The 21,709-nt window shown below is 60.9% G+C and carries 16 protein-coding genes and 1 tRNA gene; 8 read left to right on the top strand and 9 right to left on the bottom strand.

Annotated features, from left to right (window positions below; genetic code table 11):
- Window positions 1-18 precede the first annotated feature (18 nt).
- The 5 genes from J3351_RS04900 (at window position 19) to gnpA (ending at window position 5,656) form a co-directional block, all read left to right on the top strand.
- Window positions 19-1,389 (top strand): carbohydrate ABC transporter substrate-binding protein, encoded by a 1,371-nt coding sequence (locus J3351_RS04900; protein WP_156066012.1) that lies wholly within the window; start codon window positions 19-21, stop codon window positions 1,387-1,389.
- An 83-nt stretch (window positions 1,390-1,472) separates the two neighbouring features.
- A complete protein-coding gene (locus J3351_RS04895) occupies window positions 1,473-2,357 on the top strand; it encodes a carbohydrate ABC transporter permease (protein WP_156066010.1) in 885 nt (294 codons plus the stop codon).
- 12 nt (window positions 2,358-2,369) lie between these two features.
- On the top strand, window positions 2,370-3,266 hold the full coding sequence (locus J3351_RS04890; protein ID WP_005932964.1) for a carbohydrate ABC transporter permease: 897 nt from the start codon (window positions 2,370-2,372) through the stop codon (window positions 3,264-3,266).
- Window positions 3,267-3,277: 11 nt separating this feature from the next.
- Window positions 3,278-3,469 carry a hypothetical protein gene (locus J3351_RS04885; protein ID WP_117505757.1) on the top strand — a complete coding sequence of 64 codons (192 nt, stop codon included), beginning with the start codon at window positions 3,278-3,280 and terminating at the stop codon, window positions 3,467-3,469.
- A gap of 27 nt (window positions 3,470-3,496) precedes the next feature.
- On the top strand, window positions 3,497-5,656 hold the full coding sequence (gnpA, locus tag J3351_RS04880) for a 1,3-beta-galactosyl-N-acetylhexosamine phosphorylase (RefSeq protein ID WP_207697225.1): 2,160 nt from the start codon (window positions 3,497-3,499) through the stop codon (window positions 5,654-5,656).
- 75 nt (window positions 5,657-5,731) lie between these two features.
- On the opposite strand, the gene J3351_RS04875 is transcribed toward gnpA, so the two are convergent.
- The 5 genes from J3351_RS04875 to J3351_RS04855 are packed head-to-tail and all read right to left on the bottom strand — an operon-like array spanning window position 5,732 to window position 11,467.
- A complete protein-coding gene (locus J3351_RS04875) occupies window positions 5,732-6,946 on the bottom strand; it encodes a carboxynorspermidine decarboxylase (RefSeq protein WP_117534983.1) in 1,215 nt (404 codons plus the stop codon).
- Complete coding sequence (locus tag J3351_RS04870) at window positions 6,946-8,205, bottom strand: saccharopine dehydrogenase family protein (RefSeq protein ID WP_207697224.1); 1,260 nt, start codon at window positions 8,203-8,205, stop codon at window positions 6,946-6,948. The genes J3351_RS04875 and J3351_RS04870 overlap by 1 nt, the downstream gene beginning before the upstream one ends.
- 46 nt (window positions 8,206-8,251) lie before the next feature.
- Complete coding sequence (speB, locus tag J3351_RS04865; RefSeq protein WP_005932969.1) at window positions 8,252-9,130, bottom strand: agmatinase; 879 nt, start codon at window positions 9,128-9,130, stop codon at window positions 8,252-8,254.
- A complete protein-coding gene (gene speE, locus J3351_RS04860; RefSeq protein WP_117476268.1) occupies window positions 9,130-9,987 on the bottom strand; it encodes a polyamine aminopropyltransferase in 858 nt (285 codons plus the stop codon). Before speE ends, speB begins: the two co-directional genes overlap by 1 nt.
- A gap of 13 nt (window positions 9,988-10,000) precedes the next feature.
- Entirely contained in the window at window positions 10,001-11,467 is a 1,467-nt protein-coding gene (locus J3351_RS04855) for an aminotransferase class I/II-fold pyridoxal phosphate-dependent enzyme (protein WP_005932972.1), read from the bottom strand.
- A 598-nt stretch (window positions 11,468-12,065) separates the two neighbouring features.
- Between J3351_RS04855 and J3351_RS04850 the strand changes: the two genes are divergently transcribed.
- Window positions 12,066-12,136, top strand: a tRNA-Gln gene (locus J3351_RS04850).
- Between the two features lie 76 nt (window positions 12,137-12,212).
- A complete protein-coding gene (locus J3351_RS04845; RefSeq protein ID WP_143405742.1) occupies window positions 12,213-13,532 on the top strand; it encodes an MATE family efflux transporter in 1,320 nt (439 codons plus the stop codon).
- Window positions 13,533-13,569: 37 nt separating this feature from the next.
- Here J3351_RS04845 and J3351_RS04840 read toward each other — a convergent pair whose 3' ends face one another.
- The 3 genes from J3351_RS04840 to dusB form a co-directional block, all read right to left on the bottom strand.
- A complete protein-coding gene (locus J3351_RS04840) occupies window positions 13,570-13,743 on the bottom strand; it encodes a chorismate--pyruvate lyase (RefSeq protein WP_097770869.1) in 174 nt (57 codons plus the stop codon).
- A 61-nt stretch (window positions 13,744-13,804) separates the two neighbouring features.
- Window positions 13,805-16,183: a YfhO family protein gene (locus J3351_RS04835; protein WP_242699309.1), complete on the bottom strand. Its 2,379-nt coding sequence runs from the start codon at window positions 16,181-16,183 to the stop codon at window positions 13,805-13,807.
- 36 nt (window positions 16,184-16,219) lie between these two features.
- Window positions 16,220-17,251 (bottom strand): tRNA dihydrouridine synthase DusB, encoded by a 1,032-nt coding sequence (gene dusB, locus J3351_RS04830; protein WP_207697223.1) that lies wholly within the window; start codon window positions 17,249-17,251, stop codon window positions 16,220-16,222.
- 181 nt (window positions 17,252-17,432) lie between these two features.
- Between dusB and J3351_RS04825 the strand changes: the two genes are divergently transcribed.
- Window positions 17,433-18,584: an aldo/keto reductase gene (locus J3351_RS04825; RefSeq protein ID WP_207697222.1), complete on the top strand. Its 1,152-nt coding sequence runs from the start codon at window positions 17,433-17,435 to the stop codon at window positions 18,582-18,584.
- A 45-nt stretch (window positions 18,585-18,629) separates the two neighbouring features.
- Here J3351_RS04825 and J3351_RS04820 read toward each other — a convergent pair whose 3' ends face one another.
- A complete protein-coding gene (locus J3351_RS04820; RefSeq protein ID WP_163397092.1) occupies window positions 18,630-21,401 on the bottom strand; it encodes a Helicase associated domain protein in 2,772 nt (923 codons plus the stop codon).
- Window positions 21,402-21,709 lie beyond the last annotated feature (308 nt).

Here is a 21,709-nt window from a genome sequence, read left to right as displayed (position 1 = left end):
TATGATGGAGGACACATTATGAAACGTATTTCTCGTCGCAATTTCCTGAAAGTGGCCGGTGTGGGTGCCGCTGCACTGGGTCTGGCTGCCTGCGGCGGTTCTTCCAGCTCCACAGCTTCCAGCACGGCTTCTTCCGCTGCTGCATCTGCCGCTGCTGCTGAGGACGTGACCATCAAGGTCGCCGCCATCGAGACCGGCTATGGCGCTGATATGTGGAAGAAGGTCACTGAGGCCTTTACCGCCCAGACCGGCATCAAGGTGGAGCTGACCACCGACAAGAAGCTGGAGGATGTCATCGGACCTTCCATGCAGGGCGGCGATTACCCCGACGTGATCCACCTGGCTACCGGCCGTGAGGCTGCCCTGACCGAGCAGTTCATCAAGGGCAACTTGATCGCGGATATCACCGATGTGCTGAGCATGACCGTGCCCGGCGAGAGCAAGAAGGTGAGCGAGAAGATCGCAGGCGGCTTTACCGACACCTCCCTGACCAACCCCTACGGCGACGGCAAGACCTATCTGGCTCCCATGTTCTACAGCCCCTGCGGCCTGTTCTACAACGCCGGTTTCCTGAAGGAAAAGGGCTGGGACGTGCCCACCACCTGGGACGAGATGTGGGAACTGGGCGACAAGGCTGCCGCTGAGGGTACCTACCTGTTCACCTACCCCACCACCGGCTACTTTGATGCGTTCTTCTACGCACTGATGTATGCCGCCGGCGGCCCGGAGTTCTTCAACAAAGCCACCCACTATGAGGAAGGCATCTGGGATACCCCGGAGGCAAAGACCTGCTTTGACATCGTCAACAAGCTGGCTTCCTACACCAACCCCATTACCCCCGCACAGGCCAACGATCAGGACTTTACCCAGAACCAGCAGCTGGTGCTGGATAACAAGGCTCTGTTCATGCCCAACGGCACCTGGATCGTGGGCGAGATGGCCGAGGCTCCCCGTGCGGATGGCTTTGAGTGGGGCATGACCGCCCTGCCCGCTGTCAAGGTCGGCGGCGACCAGTACAGCTACACCTGGTTCGAGCAGGCATGGATCCCGGCTGGTGCCGAGCATCTGGATGCCGCCAAGCAGTTCGTGGCTTACCTGTACAGCGACGAGGCCTGCAAGCTGTTTGCCGAGAGCGGTGCCATCCAGCCTGTGCTGGGCATCGCCGATGATCTGGAAGGCGACAACAAGATGTTCTACTCCATCTACGACAACGGCGCAAAGGCCGCTATGGGCAACTTTGCCTCCTTCAGCGCCATCCCCGGCGTGGAGGTCCGCACCGTGTTCTTTGACCCCGTCAACTCTCTGGTGTCCGGCAGCATGACCGAGCAGCAGTGGATCGACGGCATCAAGTCCGCCAGCGACCAGATGCGTGCCAATATCATCGAATAATTGAACCCTGCCCAGCGGGGGCGGTTTTGACCGCCTCCGCTTTTTGTGGTTTTCGGGTTCCGACAGAAAGGAGCGGTTTGTCTATGAGATCTGACAAAAGCCGCAGACGGTTCGTCTTTCTCTGCGTGGCACCGGCCACGATCCTGTTCTTTCTCTTTATGATCCTGCCCACCCTCAACGTGTTCCGCATGAGCCTGTACGAGCGCGGTGCCTACTCGCCCAACGAGACCTTTGTGGGCCTGAAGAATTTCCAGCACCTGCTCAATGACACCCAGTTCATCCGCTCCATGCAGAATATGATCCTGCTGGTGGTAGTGGTGACCATCGTCACCTTTGCCTTTGCGCTGGTGTTTGCGGCCATCCTGACCCGGGAAAAGATCAAGGGGCAGAATTTCTTCCGGGTCATCTTCTACATCCCCAACATCCTGTCGGTGGTCGTCATCTCCGGCATCTTCTCGGCCATCTATAAGCCGGAAAACGGTATGCTGAACAGCATCATCGGCCTGTTCCGGGATATGACAGACCCCATCCTCTGGAAGGGCGAAAAGCTGGTCATCCCCTCCATCATCATCGCCATGGTCTGGCAGGCCGTGGGCTATTACATGGTCATGTATATGGCTTCCATGTCCTCGGTGCCCGCCAGCCTGTACGAGAGCGCCAATCTGGACGGTGCGGGCCGCCTGACCCAGTTCTTCCAGATCACCATCCCCCTCATCTGGACCAACATCCGCACCACCCTGACCTTCTTCATCATCTCCACCATCAACATGGCCTTCCTCTTTGTCAAGGCAATGACCAGCGGCGGGCCCAACGGCGCTTCGGATGTGGCGCTGAGCTATATGTACAGCCAGAAGGACGCGGGCCTGTATGGCTACAGCATGGCCATTGGCGTGGTCATTTTCCTGTTCTCGTTTGCACTGTCCGCCTGTGTCAACAAGGCCACCGACCGCGATCCGCTGGAATTCTAAGGAGGGAAGAAGATGCAGAATACCACCGAAAGATCTTCCCGCTCGGCGGAAGGTCTCTACAAGTTCTTTATCTATTTTGTGCTGGTCCTGCTGGCGGTGATCATCATCGTGCCGGTGGCATGGGTATTCATGGCCTCCATCAAGCAGAACGCGGAGTTTTACGGCAACCCGTGGGCGCTGCCTGCCGGGTTCTACTGGCAGAACTTTGTCAATGCGTGGAACGGAGCCAAGATGGGCGAGTATATGCTCAACTCGGTCATCGTGACCGCATTGGCGCTGGTGCTGCTGCTGGTCATTGCGCTGCCTGCCGCCTACTGCCTGTCCCGCTTCCGGTTCAAGGGCCGTAAACTGCTGAACACCCTGTTCATGGCGGGCCTGTTCATCAATGTCAACTACATCGTGGTGCCCATCTTCCTGATGCTGCGGGACGGCGATGTCTGGCTGAAGAGCCACTTTGGCAGCAGCTTCCTGCTGAACAATCTGGTGGTGCTGGCGGTGGTGTATGCAGCCACAGCCCTGCCTTTTACCATCTATCTGCTTTCGGGCTATTTTGCCACCCTGCCCCATGATTTTGAAGAGGCTGCCTACATCGACGGTGCAAGTTACTTCTCCACCATGACCCGTATCATCTTCCCCATGGCAAAGCCCTCCATCATCACCATCATCCTGTTCAACTTCCTGTCCTTCTGGAACGAGTACATCATTTCCATGACGCTGATGAGCTCCACCAGCGCGCCCCGAACCCTGCCGGTGGGCCTTTTGAATCTGATGCAGGCCCAGCAGAGCGCGGCCCAGTACGGCACCATGTATGCCGGTCTGGTGCTGGTGATGCTGCCCACCCTGATCCTGTACATCTGCGTGCAGAAGCAGCTGACACAGGGTATGACCGTGGGCGGTCTGAAAGGGTAAGGTGACAAACGATGAAAGCATTCTGGAAAAATCATCCCGCCCTGCGCATTTTGCTGATGCTGGTGCTGTTTGTGCTGTCCATCGCGCTGGTGACAGCAGGCTGGAAAATGACCGGGCAGCTGGCTGGTCTTGGCATCATGCTTTTGGGGGTGGCGCTGCTGCTGGCCGTGCTGGCGGTTTATAACGCCCCCTATCAGGATTGAGGAGAAGAGAGGTAAAGGAGAATTCCCATGGAAGAAAATAGAATGACCGGGCGCGTAACGATCCCGACCGATCTGGACGTGGTGCCCGAAACGCTGGAGATCCTGAAAAAGTGGGGCGCGGATGCCATCCGCGACTGCGACGGCACCGACTTTCCGCAGGAGCTGAAGGATGCCGACGCAAAGATCTACTCCACCTATTACACCACCCGCAAGGACAACGCGTGGGCCAAAGCGAACCCGGACGAGGTGCAGCAGTGCTACATTATGACCGGCTTCTACACCGCCCCCGGTGACACCGTGACCATTCCGCTGATGAAGGGCATCAGCCCGGAGTTGATGCAGGTGAACACCAACGACGACATCACCCGCTGGTGGGAGGTCATGGACCGAACCACCGGTCAGCCGGTGCCCCCGGAGCTGTGGAGCTATGCTGACGGCAGCGTGACGGTGCAGGCCGTGCCGTTCCATGAGTATACGGTCAGCTTCCTGGCCTACCTGATCTGGGACCCGGTGCACATGTACAATGCCACCACCAACGGCTGGACCAACTTCGAGCACCAGATCACCTTTGACGTGCGCCAGCCCAAGACCCACAAGTATTCCATGGAGCGCCTGCGCAAGTTCATTGCGGAGCACCCCTATGTCAACGTGATCCGCTACACCACCTTCTTCCACCAGTTCACCCTCATCTTCGATGAGCTGAAGCGGGAGAAGTTTGTGGACTGGTACGGCTATTCCGCCTCGGTCAGCCCCTATATCCTGAATCAGTTCGAGCAGGAGGTGGGCTATAAGTTCCGCCCGGAGTACATCATCGATCAGGGCTACTACAACAACCAGTACCGGGTGCCCAGCAAGGAATTCCGCGATTTTCAGGCATTCCAGCGCCGGGAGGTGGCAAAGCTTGCCAAGGAGATGGTGGACATCACCCACGAGTGCGGGTGCGAGGCCATGATGTTCCTGGGCGACCACTGGATCGGCACCGAGCCGTTCATGCCGGAGTTCAAGACCATCGGTCTGGATGCTGTGGTGGGCAGCGTGGGCAACGGTTCCACCCTGCGCCTGATCTCGGACATTGAGGGCGTGAAGTACACCGAGGGGCGCTTTTTGCCCTACTTCTTCCCGGACACCTTCCACGAGGGCGGCGACCCGGTGCGGGAGGCCAAGGAGAACTGGGTCACAGCCCGCCGCGCCATCCTGCGCAAGCCCATTGACCGCATTGGCTACGGCGGCTACCTGAAGCTGGCGCTGCAGTTCCCGGAGTTCGTGGACTATGTGGAGAGCGTCTGCAGCGAGTTCCGTGAGCTGTATGAGAACATCAAGGGCACCACGCCCTACTGCGTCAAGCGGGTGGCCGTGCTGAACTGCTGGGGCAAGATGCGGGCCTGGGGCTGCCACATGGTGCACCACGCCCTCTACTACAAGCAGAACTACAGCTACTCCGGTGTCATCGAAATGCTGTCCGGCGCGCCCTTTGACGTGAAGTTCATCAGCTTTGAGGACATCAAGAAGGACCCCGCCCTGCTGGACAGCCTCGATGTCATCATCAATGTGGGCGATGCCGACACCGCCCACACCGGCGGCATCTGGTGGGAGGACCCGGAGATCTCCTCCGCCATCCGGAAATTCGTCTGGAACGGCGGCGGCCTCATCGGCGTGGGTGAGCCCTCCGGTCATGCCTATCAGGGCCACATCCTCCAGCTTGCCAGCGTGCTGGGCGTGGAGGAAGAAAACGGCTTCACCCTCAACTACGACAAGTACAACTGGGAAGAGCACCCGGACCACTTCATCCTGCAGGATGCCGACCAGCCCATCGACTTTGGCGAGGGCAAGAAGAACATCTACGCCCTCGAGGGTACGGAGGTGCTGGTGCAGCGGAACCGGGAAGTGCAGATGGCGGCACACGACTTTGGTAAGGGCCGTGCAGTCTACATCAGCGGTGTGCCTTACAGCTTTGCCAACAGCCGCACCCTGTACCGTGCCATCCTGTGGAGCGCCCACAGCGAGGAGGAGCTGCACACCTGGTTCAGCTCCAACTACAACGTGGAAGTGCACGCCTACGTGAAAAATGGCAAGTACTGCGTGGTGAACAACACCTACGAGCCGCAGGACACCACGGTCTACACCACCGATGGAAACCATTTCGACCTGCATCTGGAAGCCAACGAGATCAAGTGGTATGAGATCTGAGTTCTCCGTTTTATAAGCAAACACCCCTCTGCATTCCGAAAGGAGCGCAGAGGGGTGTTTGTGTATCCGGGCGGCTCAGCGGGGCGAGCCCAGACGGTATTTGAAATCGTGGTAGCCGAAGCGGGCCAGCGGCTGGGTGGTGCCGTTTTCATGCAGTACCCAGATATCCGGCAGGGGCATCCCGTTGAAGGTGTTGTTCTTGCAGGTGGAATAGATGGCCATGTCGCCGAAGATGAGCCGGTCACCCTCGGTGAGGGGGGCGGCAAAGCTGTAATCGCCCACCACGTCCCCGGCAAGGCAGGTGGGGCCGCCCAGCCGGAAGGTGCAGGGCTTTTCCCCCGGCTCGCCCGCGTCCAGCAGGGGCGGGCGGTAGGGCATCTCGATGACATCCGGCGTGTGGCAGGCTGCGGACATGTCCAGAATGGCAAGATGTGTCTCGCCGTTCTGCAGGGTGTCCAGCACCGTAGTGACGAGGTAGCCTGCATTCAGCGCCCAGGCCTCGCCCGGTTCCAGATACACCTGCACGCCGTACTTTTCCTGCGTCCCGGTGATGCATTTTTCCAGCGTGGCAAGGTCGTAATCCGGGCGGGTGATGTGGTGCCCGCCGCCAAAGTTGAGCCACTTCATCCGGGGCAGCAGGTCACCGAATTTTGCCTCCAGTGCGGGCAGGGTGGCCGCCAGCGCGTCGGAATCCTGCTCGCACAGGGTGTGGAAGTGCAGGCCGTCCAGCAGGTCGGGCAGGTCAGGGTGCTGCGCCGCAGCGGCATCCCACTGGGCGCGGGTGGTGCCCAGACGGCTGCCCGGGGCGCAGGGGTCATAGATCTCGTGCCCCTCCTGGGTGGAGTGCTCGGGGTTCACCCGCAGGCCCACGCTCTTGCCCGCCGCCTTTGCGGCCGGGCCGAACTTTGCCAGCTGGTGGGGCGAGTTGAACACGATGTGGTCAGCGTATTGCAGCAGCTCCTCGAACTGGTCGGCCCGGTAGGCGGCGCAGAACACATGGTTCTCCTTCTCCGGCAGCTCCTCCCGGCCCAGACGGCTCTCGTACAGGCCGCTGGCCTCGGTGCCTGCCAGATAGGGAGCCAGCACCGGGTAGAGGTCGTAGTTGGAAAAGGCCTTCTGGGCCAGCAGGATCTTGCAGCCCGTCCGCTGCTGCACACCCAGCAGGATCTCGCCGTTGCGGCGCAGCCGGGCTTCATCCAGCAGGTAGCAGGGGGTGGGCAGGGCAGCCAGTGCAGCCTCAGAAAGGTTCGCCAGCCCCGCAAAGGGCGGGCGGGTGTCGGCCAGCCGCATCAGTCCACCAGAGCCGGGGCGTGGCTCTCGGAGCGGGGCAGGCCGTACTTGTCCAGAGCGTCCAGATACGGGTCCGGATCAAACTCTTCCACGGTGTGCACGCCCTTGGTGGTCCACTTACCGGTCAGCAGCATCAGTGCGCCGCACATGGCAGGCACACCGGTGGTGTAGCTGATGGCCTGAGAGCCGACCTCCTTGTAGCACTCCTGATGGTCGCAGACGTTGTAGATGTAGTAGGTCTTTTCCTTGCCGTCCTTCTTGCCGGTGAAGATGCAGCCGATGTTGGTCTTGCCCTTGGTGCGGGGGCCGAGGCTGGCGGGGTCGGGCAACAGGGCCTTAAGGAACTGGATGGGCACGATCTCCTGACCGTTGAAGTTGACCGGGGTGGTGGACAGCATCCCCACGTCCTCCAGACAGCGCATGTGGTCGAGGTAGCTCTGGCCAAAGGTCATAAAGAAGCGGATGCGCTTTGCCTCGGGGATGTTCTTGGCCAGAGACTCGATCTCCTCGTGGTGGAGCAGGTACATATCCTTCTGGCCCACCTGATCAAAGTTGTACTCCCGCTTGATGCTCATGGCCGGGATCTCGACCCAGTGGCCGTTCTCCCAGTAGCTGCCGGGGGCAGAGACCTCGCGCAGGTTGATCTCAGGGTTGAAGTTGGTGGCAAAGGCATAGCCGTGGTCGCCGCCGTTGCAGTCCAGAATGTCGATGGTGTCGATGGTGTCGAACTCGTGCTTCTTGGCGTAGGCGCAGTAAGCCTGGGTCACGCCCGGGTCAAAGCCGCTGCCCAGCAGGGCAGTCAGGCCGGCCTCCTCAAACTTCTTGGCGTAGGCCCACTGCCAGCTGTAATCAAAGTAGGCGGAGAAACCGGCCTCCTTGCAGCGCTTCTCGTAGATGGCACGCCACTCCGGGTCATCGGTGTTCTCCGGCTCGTAGTTGGCGGTGTCCATGTAGTTCACGCCGCAGGCCAGGCAGGCATCCATGATGGTCAGATCCTGATAGGGCAGGGCGATGTTCATCACCAGATCGGGCTGGTAGCTCTTGATGAGGGCGATGACCTCCTCCACATGGTCGGCATCCACCTGTGCGGTGGTGATCTTGGTGGTGGTCTTGGGGGCCAGCTCGGCGGCCAGTTTGTCGCACTTTGCCTTGGTGCGGCTGGCGATGCAGATCTCGGTGAACACCTCGGGGACCTGGCAGCACTTGTGGATGGCAACGGAGGCCACGCCGCCGCAGCCGATGATCAGAACTTTGCTCATATCGGTTACTCCTTTATCTGTAAAGTTGTCTTTTTACGGTCTGTCCTTATACCTGAAAGCCCGGCCAGCCCTTGTCCAGCGCAATCAGCAGCTCCCGCAGGACCTTGCAGGCTGTGGCCGTGGAAACGCCGGTGGTATCCAGCGTGGGGGCCAGTTCGTTGAGGTCCGCACCCACGATGTTGGCCTTGGTCACGGTGCGGATGGCTTCCAGCAGCTGCAAAAAGCTCACGCCGCCGGCCTCCGGGGTGCCGGTGCCGGGGAAGCAGGAGGGGTCCAGGCAGTCGAGGTCAATGGTCAGGTAAACGGGCACCTTGCTGGCACAGAGCTGCTCGGTGAGCTGGGCAAGGCCCGTGAAATCGAACTTGTGCATCTCGGTGTGGGCAGCCGCGAACTCGAATTCGGTGCGGTCACCGCTGCGGATGCAGAACTGGTGGATGCGCCCGTCACCGATGAGGTCATGGCAGCGGCGCAGGACACAGGCGTGGCTGAGCTTTGCACCCAGATAGTCGTCCCGCAGGTCGGCGTGGGCATCAAAGTGGACGATGTGGAGGTCAGGGTACTTTTCCACCATGGCCCGCACGGCACCCAGCGTGACCAGATGCTCGCCGCCCAGCAGGAGCGGGAACTTGCCGTCGTGCAGGATCTCTGCCGCGCGGCTCTGGATGTCGGCCAGTGCGCTCTCGCTGGAGCCGAAGCAGAGCTCCAGGTCGCCGCTGTCGAAGATGTCAAAATCGGTCAGGTCGGCGTTCTGGTAGGGGCTGTAGGTCTCCAGACCGTAGCTCTCGTGCCGGATGGCTGCCGGGCCGAACCGGGCCCCCGGGCGGTAGCTGGTGGTGGAATCGTAAGGGGCACCGTACAGCACGATGCTGGCGGCACGGTAGCTGCTGTCGCAGCCGATAAAGGTCTCAACGTTGGGGTAAAGCATCAGTGTTCCTCCACTTCCCGCAGCATCTCCTCCAGAAAAGCTGGCAGGTAGAATGCTCCGATATGCAGTTTGGTGGTGTAGTACCGGGTGCGCATGTTCAGGGCCTTCCAGGCAGTTGCGTCCAGATCATCGATGGGGTGGTACTTCTTGCTGGCAAAGCCGAACAGCCAGTAGCCCGCCGCAAAGGTGGGGATGTGGGCCTGATACACCCGGCTGATGGGGAAGGTGGAAGCGATGCGCTTGTGGCTGCGCTGCATGGCGCTGGCATCCTCGGCGTAGAAGGGGCTGCCCTGCTGGTTGACCATGATGCCGTCCTCTTTCAGGGCGTTGAAGCAGCTGCCGTAGAACTCACGGGTGAACAGGCCCTCGCTGGGGCCGAAGGGATCGGAGGAGTCCACGATGATGAGGTCGTATTCCTCCTCGCACTGGCGGATGAACTTGAGGGCGTTCTCAAAATAGATGTGCACCCGGCGGTCATCCATCCGGCAGGCGTTGCCGGGCAGGTAGGCGCGGCAGGCCTCCACCACCTGAGGGTCCATCTCCACCAGGTCGATGCGCTCCACCCGGTCGTAGCGGGTCAGCTCCCGCACCACGCCGCCGTCGCCTGCGCCGATGACAAGGATATCCTTTGCCTCCCGGTGCACGGCCATGGGCACATGGACGATCATCTCGTCGTAGATGAACTCGTCCCGCTCGGTCAGCATCACATTGCCGTCCAGTGTGAGCACCCGGCCAAACTCGGGCGTTTCAAAAATATCAATGCGCTGGTAATCGCTCTGCTTGGAGTAGAGCTGCTTGTTCACCCGGATGCTGTGCTTCACATCGGGGGTGTGAAATTCCGAAAACCAAAACTCCATCTGTTTTCCCTCCTTATGCCAGAACGTTCAGGTGCAAAATATCAGGGTCCTCGGGGCCGGTCATGCTGCAGCCCTTGGCCTTGGCGTACTCGATATAGTTCAGGATCTCTTTGGTGATGCGCTCGCCGGGGGCCAGAATGGGGATGCCCGGCGGGTAGCACATGACGAACTCGCTGCAGACCATGCCCTCGGTCTCCCGCAGGGGCAGGCTCTTTTTGGGGGCATAGAAGGCCTCCTGCGGGCTGGCAGCCACCACGGGGTCGATGTATTCCTGGCTCAGCAGGCCGGTGCCGTCGGTGTGGTAGCGGCGCTTGATCTCGGCCAGAGCGCTGACCAGCCGCTCGATCTCCTGGGGGCGGTCGCCGATGGAGAGGTAGGCCAGGATGTTGCCGATATCGCCGAACTCGATCTGGATGTCGTACTCGTCCCGCAGGATGTCGTAGACCTCGATGCCGGCAAGGCCGATGTCCAGCGTGTGGACGCTGAGCTTGGTGGTGTCAAAGTCAAAGACAGAGTTGCCGTTGCACAGTTCCTTGCCAAAGGCGTAGTAGCCGCCCACGGCGTTGATCTCTTCCCGGGCGTACTCGGCCATATCCGCCACCTGATGGAACACCTGCCGCCCCCGCAGGGCAAGGTTGCGGCGGGAGATGTCCAGACTGGACATGAGCAGATAGCTGCCGGAGGTGGTCTGGGTCAGGTTGATGATCTGCCGCACATAGCCCTGATGCACATTGGGCCCGATGAGCAGCAGACTGCTTTGGGTCAGGCTGCCGCCGCTCTTGTGCATGGAGACCGAGGCCATATCGGCCCCCGCTGCCATAGCGGAAACGGGCAGGCCGTTGCCAAAGTAAAAGTGAGTGCCGTGGGCCTCGTCGGCCAGGCAGAGCATCCCGGCCTCGTGGGCCATCTTCACGATGGCGCGCAGGTCGGAACAGATGCCGTAGTAGGTGGGGTTGTTCACCAGAACGGCCACGGCGTTGGGGTGCTCCTTGATGGCCTTGGCCACCTGCTCCCGCTTCATGCCCAGCGAGATGCCCAGCCGCTTGTCTACCTCGGGATTCACATAGACCGGGACCGCGCCGCAGAGCACCAGCGCGTTCAGCACACTGCGGTGCACATTGCGGGGCAGGATGATCTCATCGCCCCGCTTGCAGGCTGTCAGCACCATGCTCTGCACAGAGCTGGTGGTGCCGCCCACCATTAAAAAGGCATGGGCCGCGCCAAAGGCATCGGCGGCCAGCTCCTCGGCTTCCCGGATGACCGATACCGGGTGGCAGAGATTATCCAGCGGCTTCATGCTGTTCACGTCCACACCCACGCACTGCTGGCCCAGAAAGGCCGTCAGCTCCGGGTTGCCGCGGCCCCGCTTGTGGCCGGGCACATCAAAAGGTACCACACGCATCTGCCGGAACTGCTCCAGCGCCTCATAAATGGGCGCGCGGCGCTGATCCAGCCGGAACCGTGTACGGTTCTCACTCATCTTTTCTCCTCCGTCCCTGGTTCCGGCGCAGCAAAAAAGCGCAGGCCCACCACACTGGTGCAGACCTGCGCTTGAAAAAGCGTTCTGAACATGCAGACAAAGCCCCCGGTGACACTGGGGAAAACCTCCGCATGGTTCAAAAAGACGGGATGACGAGAGTCTATATAGCAATTACACTTTTACTACTCTTATTGACCGTTTCACAAGTCTGCGCACGTTCTGCGCAATTTCATGGCTGTAAAGGAACCAACTTATAAAATTTGAGCTTTCAACTCAATCAATAATGGCAGCTTGCGCCGCCGGTCGGCAGTGGACCCGGCTGTCCGTATGGCCTTAGCCCCGATGGGCGGTCCCAGGTAATTTGCTTTGAAAAGACTCTGACACGCTTTGTCTCTCAAAATCGATGATATCTTATCATGCTATGAGGGTGGTGTCAATACTTTTTGGGAAAATAAAGCGGAAAATGAGCAAGCGAATCGCATGATGACAAGGACACTGTAAAGACATGGTAAAAGTGTGGCAAAACACTTTGCACAGACACGGCAAAACGCTTTTGCTTGACAAATGAAAGAAATTCTACTATACTGATTCTTACCGGTGCGCCATCGCCAAGCGGTAAGGCAGGGGACTTTGACTCCCCCATCGTAGGTTCGACTCCTGCTGGCGCAACTGAAAAAGAACCCGCAGGGGGCCTGGGCGACAGGTTCCCTGCGGGTTTTCTTTTTGTGAAAAGGAGGTTGTTTGTGTGAACGAAGAGAATTCTCTATTGACCGGGGCGGTGCGGCCTGCGCTGCTGCGGTACGCGCTGCCCATTATCCTGAGCATGGTGGCAACACAGTTTTACGCCGTGGCCGATACCATGATCATCGGCCTGCGGCTGGATGCCGATGCGCTGGCGGCAGTGTCCAACGCTTCCACGGTGCTGATGATCTTTCTGTTTATCTCCGGCGGCATGGAGCTGGGCGGTGGTCTGCTGGTGGCGGCAGGCAAGCCCACTGCCACAAAGCGTGAGATGACAGAGCTGCTGTACAACCTGCTGTTCGTGGATGAGGTCATCGCCCTGTTGACCACGGCAGTGGGCTTTGTGACCCTGCCGGCTCTGCTACGGCTGATCAATACGCCTGCGGAGATCCTGGATACTGCTGTGCTCTACGGGCGCATCTATCTGATGGGGCTGCCATTTCTGATGCCCTACGATCTGAGCAAGGAGTGTGTCATGGGCTGCGGCGATTCCAAAACGCCGCTCAAGGTCATTGTGGCTACCAGTGCGATGAACATTGTGCTTGACCTTGTTCTGGTGGGGCCCTTCGGGGTAGCCGGTGCAGCGGCTGCCACAGCGGCGGCGCAGGTGGCGGGCGCGGTCTACATGGTAGCGTTTCTGCGTCGCACCCAGATGGACGCGGCTTTCTCGTTCCGGATGCTCAAGGCGCGCTATGCCAGGGATATTTTCCGGCTGTCGGCCCCCAACAGTATTCAGCAGGCCAGCGGCACCATCATCACCACGGTCAAGCAGGGGCTGCTGGGCGGTCTGGGTGTGGAAGCCATTGCAGGTTTCTCCTGCGCAGGCAAGCTGTCCAGCCTGTTGATGATGCCGGTGTTCGGCTTTGTGCAGTCCACAGTGTTCTTTATTGCGCAAAACACAGCCGCCCTCCAGCCGGGCCGTGTAAAAGAGGGCCTGCGGGAAGGGCGGCGGATCTTGTTGGTGTATTCGCTTGGAGTGGTGGCGGTCTGCATCGGTCTGCGGGGGCCGCTGCTCCGGCTCTTTACCACCGACCCGGCAGCAGCCAGCTATGGCTGCACCATGCTGGCTTTTGAATCGGTGACCTGCCTGTTTGTGGCACAGAAGCATCTGTTCGAGGCCCGTCTGCGCGGTGCCCAGAAGATGGGACTGTATCTGGCCTCCAACCTGGGGCAGATCGCCCTGAACCTGCTGGCCTGTGTGATCCTTGTACCCCGCATTGGTTTTGCAGGCTTCTGGATGTCCAGCTGGATCAGCGCACCCATCGGAATGCTGCTGGCAGCGGTGCTGGCGAACCTCTCAGGTGCTTCGCACCAGCTTCCCTAATAGAAGAGGTGGCATCCCGCAGGGATGACGGAGAGGCTCAGCCGATCACCTCATACTGAAAATACTCGCACTTGACCTTGCTGCCCACCTCGATCTCGGGCGGCAGCAGGGCCAGCGCAACGGGATTCAGCTCGTCGCTCTCAATGTCGGTGCGGCGCAGGTTGACATAATCGCCGTCAAAGCTGACGACCTCGTAATACCAGGGGCCCATAGGATACCTTCTTTCATTTGAGCTTTTCTTTGAGCTGTCGCTTCCTGGAGCGGCGGCTTTTTTAATGCTTCCGTTTTTTCTTTTCGTCCCAGGCAAAGTGCCCGGCGTAGAGCAGGAACACGGGCAGGGCGGCAAGGGTGACAGTCCGGCTCAGGCGGATGCCGTCCGGCTGATAGACAAAGTCGATGGTGACTGTTCCGGCGGGGCAGAGGACGGCCATCAGGCCCTCGTCCACCCGCAGGATCTCGGTCTCCTGCCCGTCCACATAGGCCGTAAAGCCGTCATCGTAGGGCACGGAGAAGAACATCAGGTTGGCCCTGTCCAGCGTGGCTTCAGCGTGGAAGCCTGCGCTGGTCATCTCAAAGGCGGTGCAGGCAGAGGCCCGGCGGTCGGCACAATCCTGGGTGTAGCGGGTGTAGGTCAGGTCGTTGAGCTCTGCCGTGGGCAGGGGCGTGAGGTACTGCCCGTAGGCCACCGCATCCTCCTCAGTGAGCACCAGTGCCCGCATGAGCAGGTTGGAGCGGGTGGGAGTCACGGTATCCTCGTACTGGGCCTCGGTGAGGTAGTAATCGTAGGTGAAGCCCATGGGAACGTAGTTCTGGTTCTCGTAGAGAACATAGCCGTCCAGGGTGTCGTAATACGTCCAGCCCTCATCGGCCTCGGCGCGGAACTGCTCCTGATGCGCGAGCGTGGTCAGCAGGTATCTGACGCTGAGCAGGCCGCGCAGGGCGTAGTTGGAGAGCTCGGGCTGACTGCGCACATCCCGCTTGACCCCCAGTGCCGGATAGAAGCTGAGGATGCTGGGGGCAGCGGTGCTGCCGAAATACTGCAGGCAGCTCTTGTCCAGCCACAGGCCCAGATTGTCGTGGGTCTTGTAGGTGTCAATGCGCCAGTCCCCCTCGGGCAGATCTTCTTTCAGGGCCAGCGCGTTGATATACTGCTCCACAAGGTCACTGTCGGTGTTCCACTGGCCGAACTTGCCAATGCCGATGTGGACGATGCCGAACAGGCAGCTGAACGCCAGCACACCGGCCAGCAGGCGGCGGGCAAAGACCCTGCGCTGCTGCCAGCGCCTGCAGATGCAATGGTAGACGGCCAGCCCGCCCAGACCAAAGGCAAGCACGGCGCAGTACTGGCCCGGATTCTGCAGCACGCCCAGGCTCCACTCCTTGGTGGAGGCATCCTGCACGGGCACCAGTGCAAAGGCCAGCGTGGCGATCATCACAAAGGCAATGCTCCGGGCGGGGCGGGCGAGGTCGAGGCTGGGGTCCTCCCATGCGCTCACCGTCATGGCCGCAAGGATGAGCACCGGCATATAGAACCACCGGGCATAGTAGCTGGAATTGAGGGCATAGAACGCGCTGTTCAGGATGGGCACCAGCGCAAATACCGTGCAGACGGCAATGATCCGCTTTTTGCTGTCGCCCTGCCGGGCACGCCAGTAGGCCACCACACCGGCCAGACTGCACAGGGGCAGATAGGCTGTCATGCTGGTCCATTTGATGATACCCTCAGACCAGATGGAGGTCATATAGGGGGAATCCGGGGGCAGCACCCAGCTCAGCAGGATGGCCAGATACTGCTGGGGTTTGGAATAGGTCAGAAAACCCCAGCCGGAGGAAAGATCGATGGTGCGCGGGTTCTGCAGCACGCTGAGGACAGTGGGCCAGAGCACCACAAAGCCCAGTGCCACGCCCAGCAGGCTCTCAAAGGCCAGCTGACCGAAGAGGCGGGGCGTGAGCCGAAACTCCCCGGCGGAGAGCTTGCAGACGAAGTAGATGACAAGGAAGAGCACCTGCCCCACAAAGAAGAAGTAGTTGTTGAGCAGGTTCACCGCCACCCAGAAGGCAAACCAACCGTGGCGGTGCTCGTAAATGGTCTCATCCAGTGCCCAGAGCATCCAGGGGAAGAGGGCCAGCACATCAATGAAGTGGTTGAAGAAGATGTTGTACAGCCCCCAGCCCGAAAAGGCGTAGAGGGCCGCGCCCAGCACCGCATAGTTCGGGTCTTTGACGTAGCGGCGCAGGTACAGATACGCGCCGCCGCCCGCCACCGCGAACTTGAGCACCAGCAGCGGCACCATGAGGTAGGGAAGCCAGTTCTGCGGGAAGAGCAGGGAAAACCAGAAGAAAGGGGAGCCGTACAGGTAGAACGAATAGGCGTTCATGGCTCCGCTGCCCAGGTCAGTTGCCCAGGAAAAGGTGTTCTTCACGCCTCCGTATCCGGCGGGGTAGCCTGCCCCCTTGAGAAAGCCGTTCATGTAGCGGTAAAAGCTGATCTGCTGGCTGTTGAAATCGCCTGCATAGTGGAAAAAGCCGCCGTCCAGCAGATAGAACGGCAGGAAGATGAGGGCGGCTGTCAGGGCGCAGAGCCCCACGGTGAGCCAGAACTTGTCCTGCTTCTGCCCCAGCATCCGGGGCGAAGAATGAAATGCAGTCATGCGTCAGTCCTCTTTTCAGTATCGGAAATTTCCCGCTTACGGGAACGGCACCTCGCGGGTGTCATCGGGGTCCTGCGCGGCCCTGCGCTGCTGCTCGAACACCGCGTCGATGAGGGTGTCGAGGTCAGAAAGGCGGCTCAGCTCACAGCAGTAGCGCCGCAGGCTGGCGGCTCCCTTCAGGCCCTTCATGTAGTGCATGGTCTGGGCCCGGGCCTGGGGCATGGCAACGAACTCGCCCTTCTGCTCCACCATCTCCTCCACCTGCCGGCGCAGGGCGTTCATCCGGGCCTGCAGGTTCGGCTCCTTGGGGGCGGGCAGGCCCTCCAGCGCGGCGTTCACCCGCTCAAAGAGCCAGGGGTCGCCCAGAGCGGCCCGGGCGATCATCACGCCGTCGCAGCCGGTTTCCTCCACCATCCGCACAGCATCCTCGGCGGTGCGGATATCGCCATTGCCCAGCACGGGAACGTGGACAGCATCCTTCACTGCCGCGATGATGGACGGGTCGATGCCCGGGGTGTACATCTGTTCCCGGGTGCGGGCGTGGACGGCGATGAGCACCGCGCCCGCCTGCTCACAGGCCTTGGCGCATTCTACGGCCGTGACGTGCTCCGCGTCCCAGCCCTTGCGCATCTTCACGGTGACGGGGCGGGAGGTGTTTCTGAACACTTCCTCCACAATGCGGCCGCAGCGGTCGGGGTCAAGCATCAGCTTGCTGCCTGCCCCGCCCGAGACGATCTTGGGGGCCGGGCAGCCCATGTTGATGTCCAGAAAATCGAACGCGTACTGCTCCACGGCGGCAGCGGCCTGCCCCATGATCTCGGGCACTTCGCCAAAGATCTGCACGCCGTAGGGGGCACCGTTGGGCTCGGCCTTGAGCAGGCTGACGGTTTTGTGGTCGCCGTATACCAGCGCCCGGCTGGACACCATCTCACTGACGGTAAAACCGGCTCCGTGCTGGGCCATCAGCCGCCGGGCCGGGGCATCGGTAAAGCCCGCCATGGGGCCGAACACTGCCCGGTGGGGCAGGGAGATCTCCCTGATCTTCAAAGGGGTGTTGAAAGGTTCCATGATACTCCTTAGCGCTATCTGATTTAGTTGATAACATGATAAAATTTGGATTATAAGTATACCATATTTCCGGCGGCAGAACAAGAAGCGGAACATCTTTCTTGTCAGCGCGGGATTTTTCCGGTATACTGGGGACAAAAGGAGGAGCGGCTGGAACACGGCAGCCAGCTGCACAAAAGAGATGGAATACAGAGCATGGAAAAAGCAGAACGGCGCAGGGGAGAGCATCCGCACCTCCCTGCTGGGCTACGGCTGTATGCGGTTCCCCACCACACCGGAGGGAGCCATTGACGAGCCCCGGGCCGAAGCGCTGCTGAACGCCGCGCGGGATGCAGGCGTGAACTATTTTGACACCGCTTACCCCTACCACGGCGGCCAGAGCGAGCCCTTTGTGGGCAAGGTCATTGCAAAGTGGCCCCGGGAGAGCTTTTATCTGGCCACCAAGATGCCGCTGTGGCAGTGCGGGAGCCTGGAGGAGGCCCAGCATATCTTTGAAGAGCAGCTCCGGCGGCTGGGCGTGGAGTACATCGACTTCTACCTGCTGCACTCCCTGTACGCCGCCCGATACGACCGGGCCAAGGAAATGGGCATCGTGGACTGGCTGTGGGAGCAGAAAAAGCTGGGCCGCATCCGCAGCTTCGGCTTCTCCTGCCACGACAACGCGGCGGGTCTTGAGCACATCCTGCGGGATCAGCCCTGGGATTTCTGCCAGCTGCAGTATAACTATCTGGATACCGATGACCGTGCCGAGGAGATCTCGGGTGACCGCGGCTATCAGTTGACCGAGGAGCTGAACATCCCCCTCATCATTATGGAGCCCATCAAGGGCGGCACACTGGCCAACCTGCCCCCGGAGGCCGAAGCGCCCCTCAAGGCCCTGCGGCCCGAAGCCACGGATGCCTCCTGGGCCCTGCGCTGGGTGGGCAGCCACCGGAACGTCCATGTCATCCTCTCGGGCATGAGTGCCGAGGATCAGCTCACGGATAACCTGGCCACCTTTGCCCGCTTTGAGCCGCTGACCGCTGCAGAGACCGCCGCGGTGGAGCAGACCGCCGCCTTCCTGCACAGCCGCATCAAGATCGGCTGCACCGGCTGCCGGTACTGTATGCCCTGCCCCATGGGGGTGGACATCCCGGACAACTTCAGCATCTGGAACAAGCTGGGGATGTTCGGCCAGCCCGAGGCCATCAAGCACCAGTGGGAAGCCCACTTCCCCGATGCCGAAAAGGCCAGCCATTGCGTCCGCTGCGGCAAGTGCGAGGCGGCCTGCCCCCAGCATCTGCCCATCCGCAATGCGCTGGCCCAGCTGCAGCAGGAGCTGGATCAGCTGTAATCTGCATCAGAAAAGCCACCGGCAAAAACCGGTGGCTCTTTTCTCTTATTCGCTCCACTCCATCCCGATTTTATCCAGCATTGCGCGGCGCTCAGGGGTGAGCTTGGGGTCGTGGGCGGTATCCCACTCCCGCATCCGGCGGAGCCAGTCGCCCAGGCAGAAGCCGGTTTCGTCGGATTTGTAGTTGGCGGCGGCGTGGAGGTTGCCGTGGGCCTTGTAGTAGGCTTTGGCCTGCTGATAGGCGGTTCCCCACTTGGCATCCCGGGCATCCCACACCATGCCGATGCTGTTCAGCTTTTTGATGTGGGCGGGCGTGACCTGATAGGAATCCGGGCGGTTCTTGCGGGCTGCACGCAGGTTGGAGATCCACACGCCCAGCCGGACACCATCGCTGTCCACATAGCTGGCGGGGACCAGCAGGTGTTTGTATTTGCGGGCGTAGCGGGCGGCACTGCGGAAGTTCCGCTCCCAGTTGGCCTCGCGCACGGTGCCGTGGTCAGCGGCGGGATCACTGGGGCGGCGCTCGCCCTTGAACAGGATGCGCAGCAGCTTGCGGCGCTCACTGCTCAGGGCGCTGCTGCCGGAGTTCAGGGCCTGCCGCTGGCGGCTGACCCAGCTGCCCAGCCAAACGCCGTCGGCGGTCTTGTAGACAGAGGGGATCTCCAGATCACCGTGCTCTGTCTTGTAGGCCAGAGCCAGATCATAGCGCTCCTGCCAGGGATCATACTTTTCCCACACCATGCCCAGCTTGTCCAGCAGGGCCTTGCGCTCAGGGGTGACCCGGGCGCTGGAGCGGTCCGGGTTCAGGTAGGCATAGCGCTGGCGTGCCACCCACTTGCCCAGCAGCACTCCGTCCGGCGTGACATACTCCGAGGGAACGTTCAGGTTGCCGTGCTCATGGTAGTAGGCGGCGGCAACATCATACAGGGACATCCACTTGCGGTCGTTGCGGTTGGTCCAGTCCATGCCCAGAGCGTCCAGCCGCTCCACCTGTTCCTGAGGCAGCTCGCCTGCCTTGTGAGCGGCGCGCTGGGCCCCCAGCCAGACCCCCAGACCGAAGCCGGAGGGCGTTTCGTACTTGATGGGCACTTCCAGATCACCGTGCTCCAGATAATACTGGGTGGCGGCGGCATAGTTCTGCTCCCACAGGTCGTTGGAGGTGCTCCACACCATGCCGATGGCTTCCAGCCGCTCGATGCGGTTCTGGGTCAGGTTGCCGCCCAGATAGCGCTGGCGGTTGTAGACGATCCATTCGCCCAGTGCAAAATCATTTTTATCGCGGTAGCGCACCGGCACCAGCAGGTCGCCGTGCTCGGTGCGGTATTTCTGCGCGGAGGCAAAGCCCTTTTCCCAGGCAGCTTCCAGCCGGTGGTTCCAGCGGATGCCCAGTTTTTCCAGCTTGGCGGCCTGTTCAGCCGTCAGGCGGCCCGGGCGCTGCCCGGCCTGTACCTGCCGCTGGAGCTCGAGCCACTTGCCCACGGGCACGCCGCTGTGGATGGTATAGCTCCGGGGCAGCTCCAAGGTGCCCTCTTTGGCGGCGGCATCGGCGGCGGCCTGGCACAGCACCTCCCAGCGGGCTTCCATCTCCCGGCGCAGCTTGCCGTACAGGCGGTAGGTCTGCTGCATGGGGCGCTCCTGCCGGAAGCCCGGCGTTTTGCTGCCGGCCCTGGTCATGGCCTCGGTGCAGTCACGCTGCAGGGTACGGCCGTTGCCCAGCCCCTCGAACTGCGCCACAAGGTCGAACACCGGCACGCTGCGGCTGCCTGCAGCCACCAAAGCGCGGCAGAGCATCTGCTTGAAGGTGGACATCAGGCTGGACTGGCGCACCAGAATGACCCCGGCCAGCCCCTCCAGCGGCTGCTGGACTCCCGGCGCGTTGACGCAGAGCAGGACCTTGGGGCCGGGGGCTGTATCGGAGAGGAAAGTCTCCACAGCAGCAGAATCCGCAAAGCAGGCGTGATCTGCAGCGTAAAAGCGGACGGCAGGGTCCACAGCGCGCAGCAGCTGTTCCAGCTCCGCGCCCAGCTTTTCCTGATAGGCGGCGGATTCAAACAGGACCAGATAATGGCCGCTGGTATCGCTGAGCAGGCGGGGCAGCAGAACGGTCAGGTTTTCCACCTGACGCAGAGACCAGCTCAGCTCTTCATATTGAACGCGCAGGGAGGTGTCGCCCTTGGGCATACACAGATTTTTGATCCGGGCGCGCAGGGTGGCCAGCTCCTCCTCCTGAGGCCAGAGCAGGGCTGCATAGGCTGAGGGCACCGGCATGGTCCCGGCGGCCATGGCCTCGGCCACAGTCATGTGGGAGACGATGCAGTCGGCAAACAGCTCCTGCGCGGCGGCGCAGACGGGGGCACCGTTGGGCACACCCAGCCCCAGCACCTTTGCCTGGGGGCACATCCGCAGCAGCTTCTGCACCGACTGTGCCCAACACACGGCGCTCAGCTCATGGTAACAGTCCAGCACGATGCAGCCGGGTTTCTGCTCCCCCAGCCGCACCCACTGCTCCGGGGTGGCGGCGGCCAGTTTTTCGCAATCACAGAAGCGGACATTGCCGGGCAGGGTACCGCCGTTGTAGCGTGTCAGTTCTGCCTGCCGCAGGGCCAGACGCTGTGCACCGGCCACCAGCCAGAAAAAGGTGGTCTGGGGGTGAGCCTCCACCACCTTCCAGGCAATACAGCTTTTGCCGGTGCCGGTGGGGTGGAACACGGCGGCCCGGTTCAGGGTCTCCAGAGACTGTACAGCTTTCTGAAAAGCGGCTTTGTTGACGGGATTCAGGGTCATCGACATGGTGGTAGTGTCCTCTCCGAGTTGCATGTTTGACATCGTTGGATACAACGAAAATATTTCATAGAATTAGTTTATCGCAAAAAACATTTTTCTGTCAAGCCCTTTGAAGAGAATTTAGAGCAAAACTTGGGAAAAGAATAAAAATAGTGTGGAATCTGTGGCAGAAACTGCGAACTTTGTGCGCAGCAACGGGGATACTGAAAGTGGAAATGCGTCCCGGAGCGGAGAGAAAGTATGACCTATGGCAGGAAGAAGGCTTCTTTTGCCCCGGCAGAGCTGCCCGGGCCGCACCGGGGAGATTTGGGCGGGAGGGCTGCTGCGGGGCATCCAAGAAG

This window comes from Faecalibacterium sp. Marseille-Q0746, assembly GCF_017377595.1.
Lineage (GTDB): Bacteria > Bacillota > Clostridia > Oscillospirales > Ruminococcaceae > Faecalibacterium > Faecalibacterium duncaniae.
This window is presented reverse-complemented; position numbering and strand designations above follow the sequence as displayed.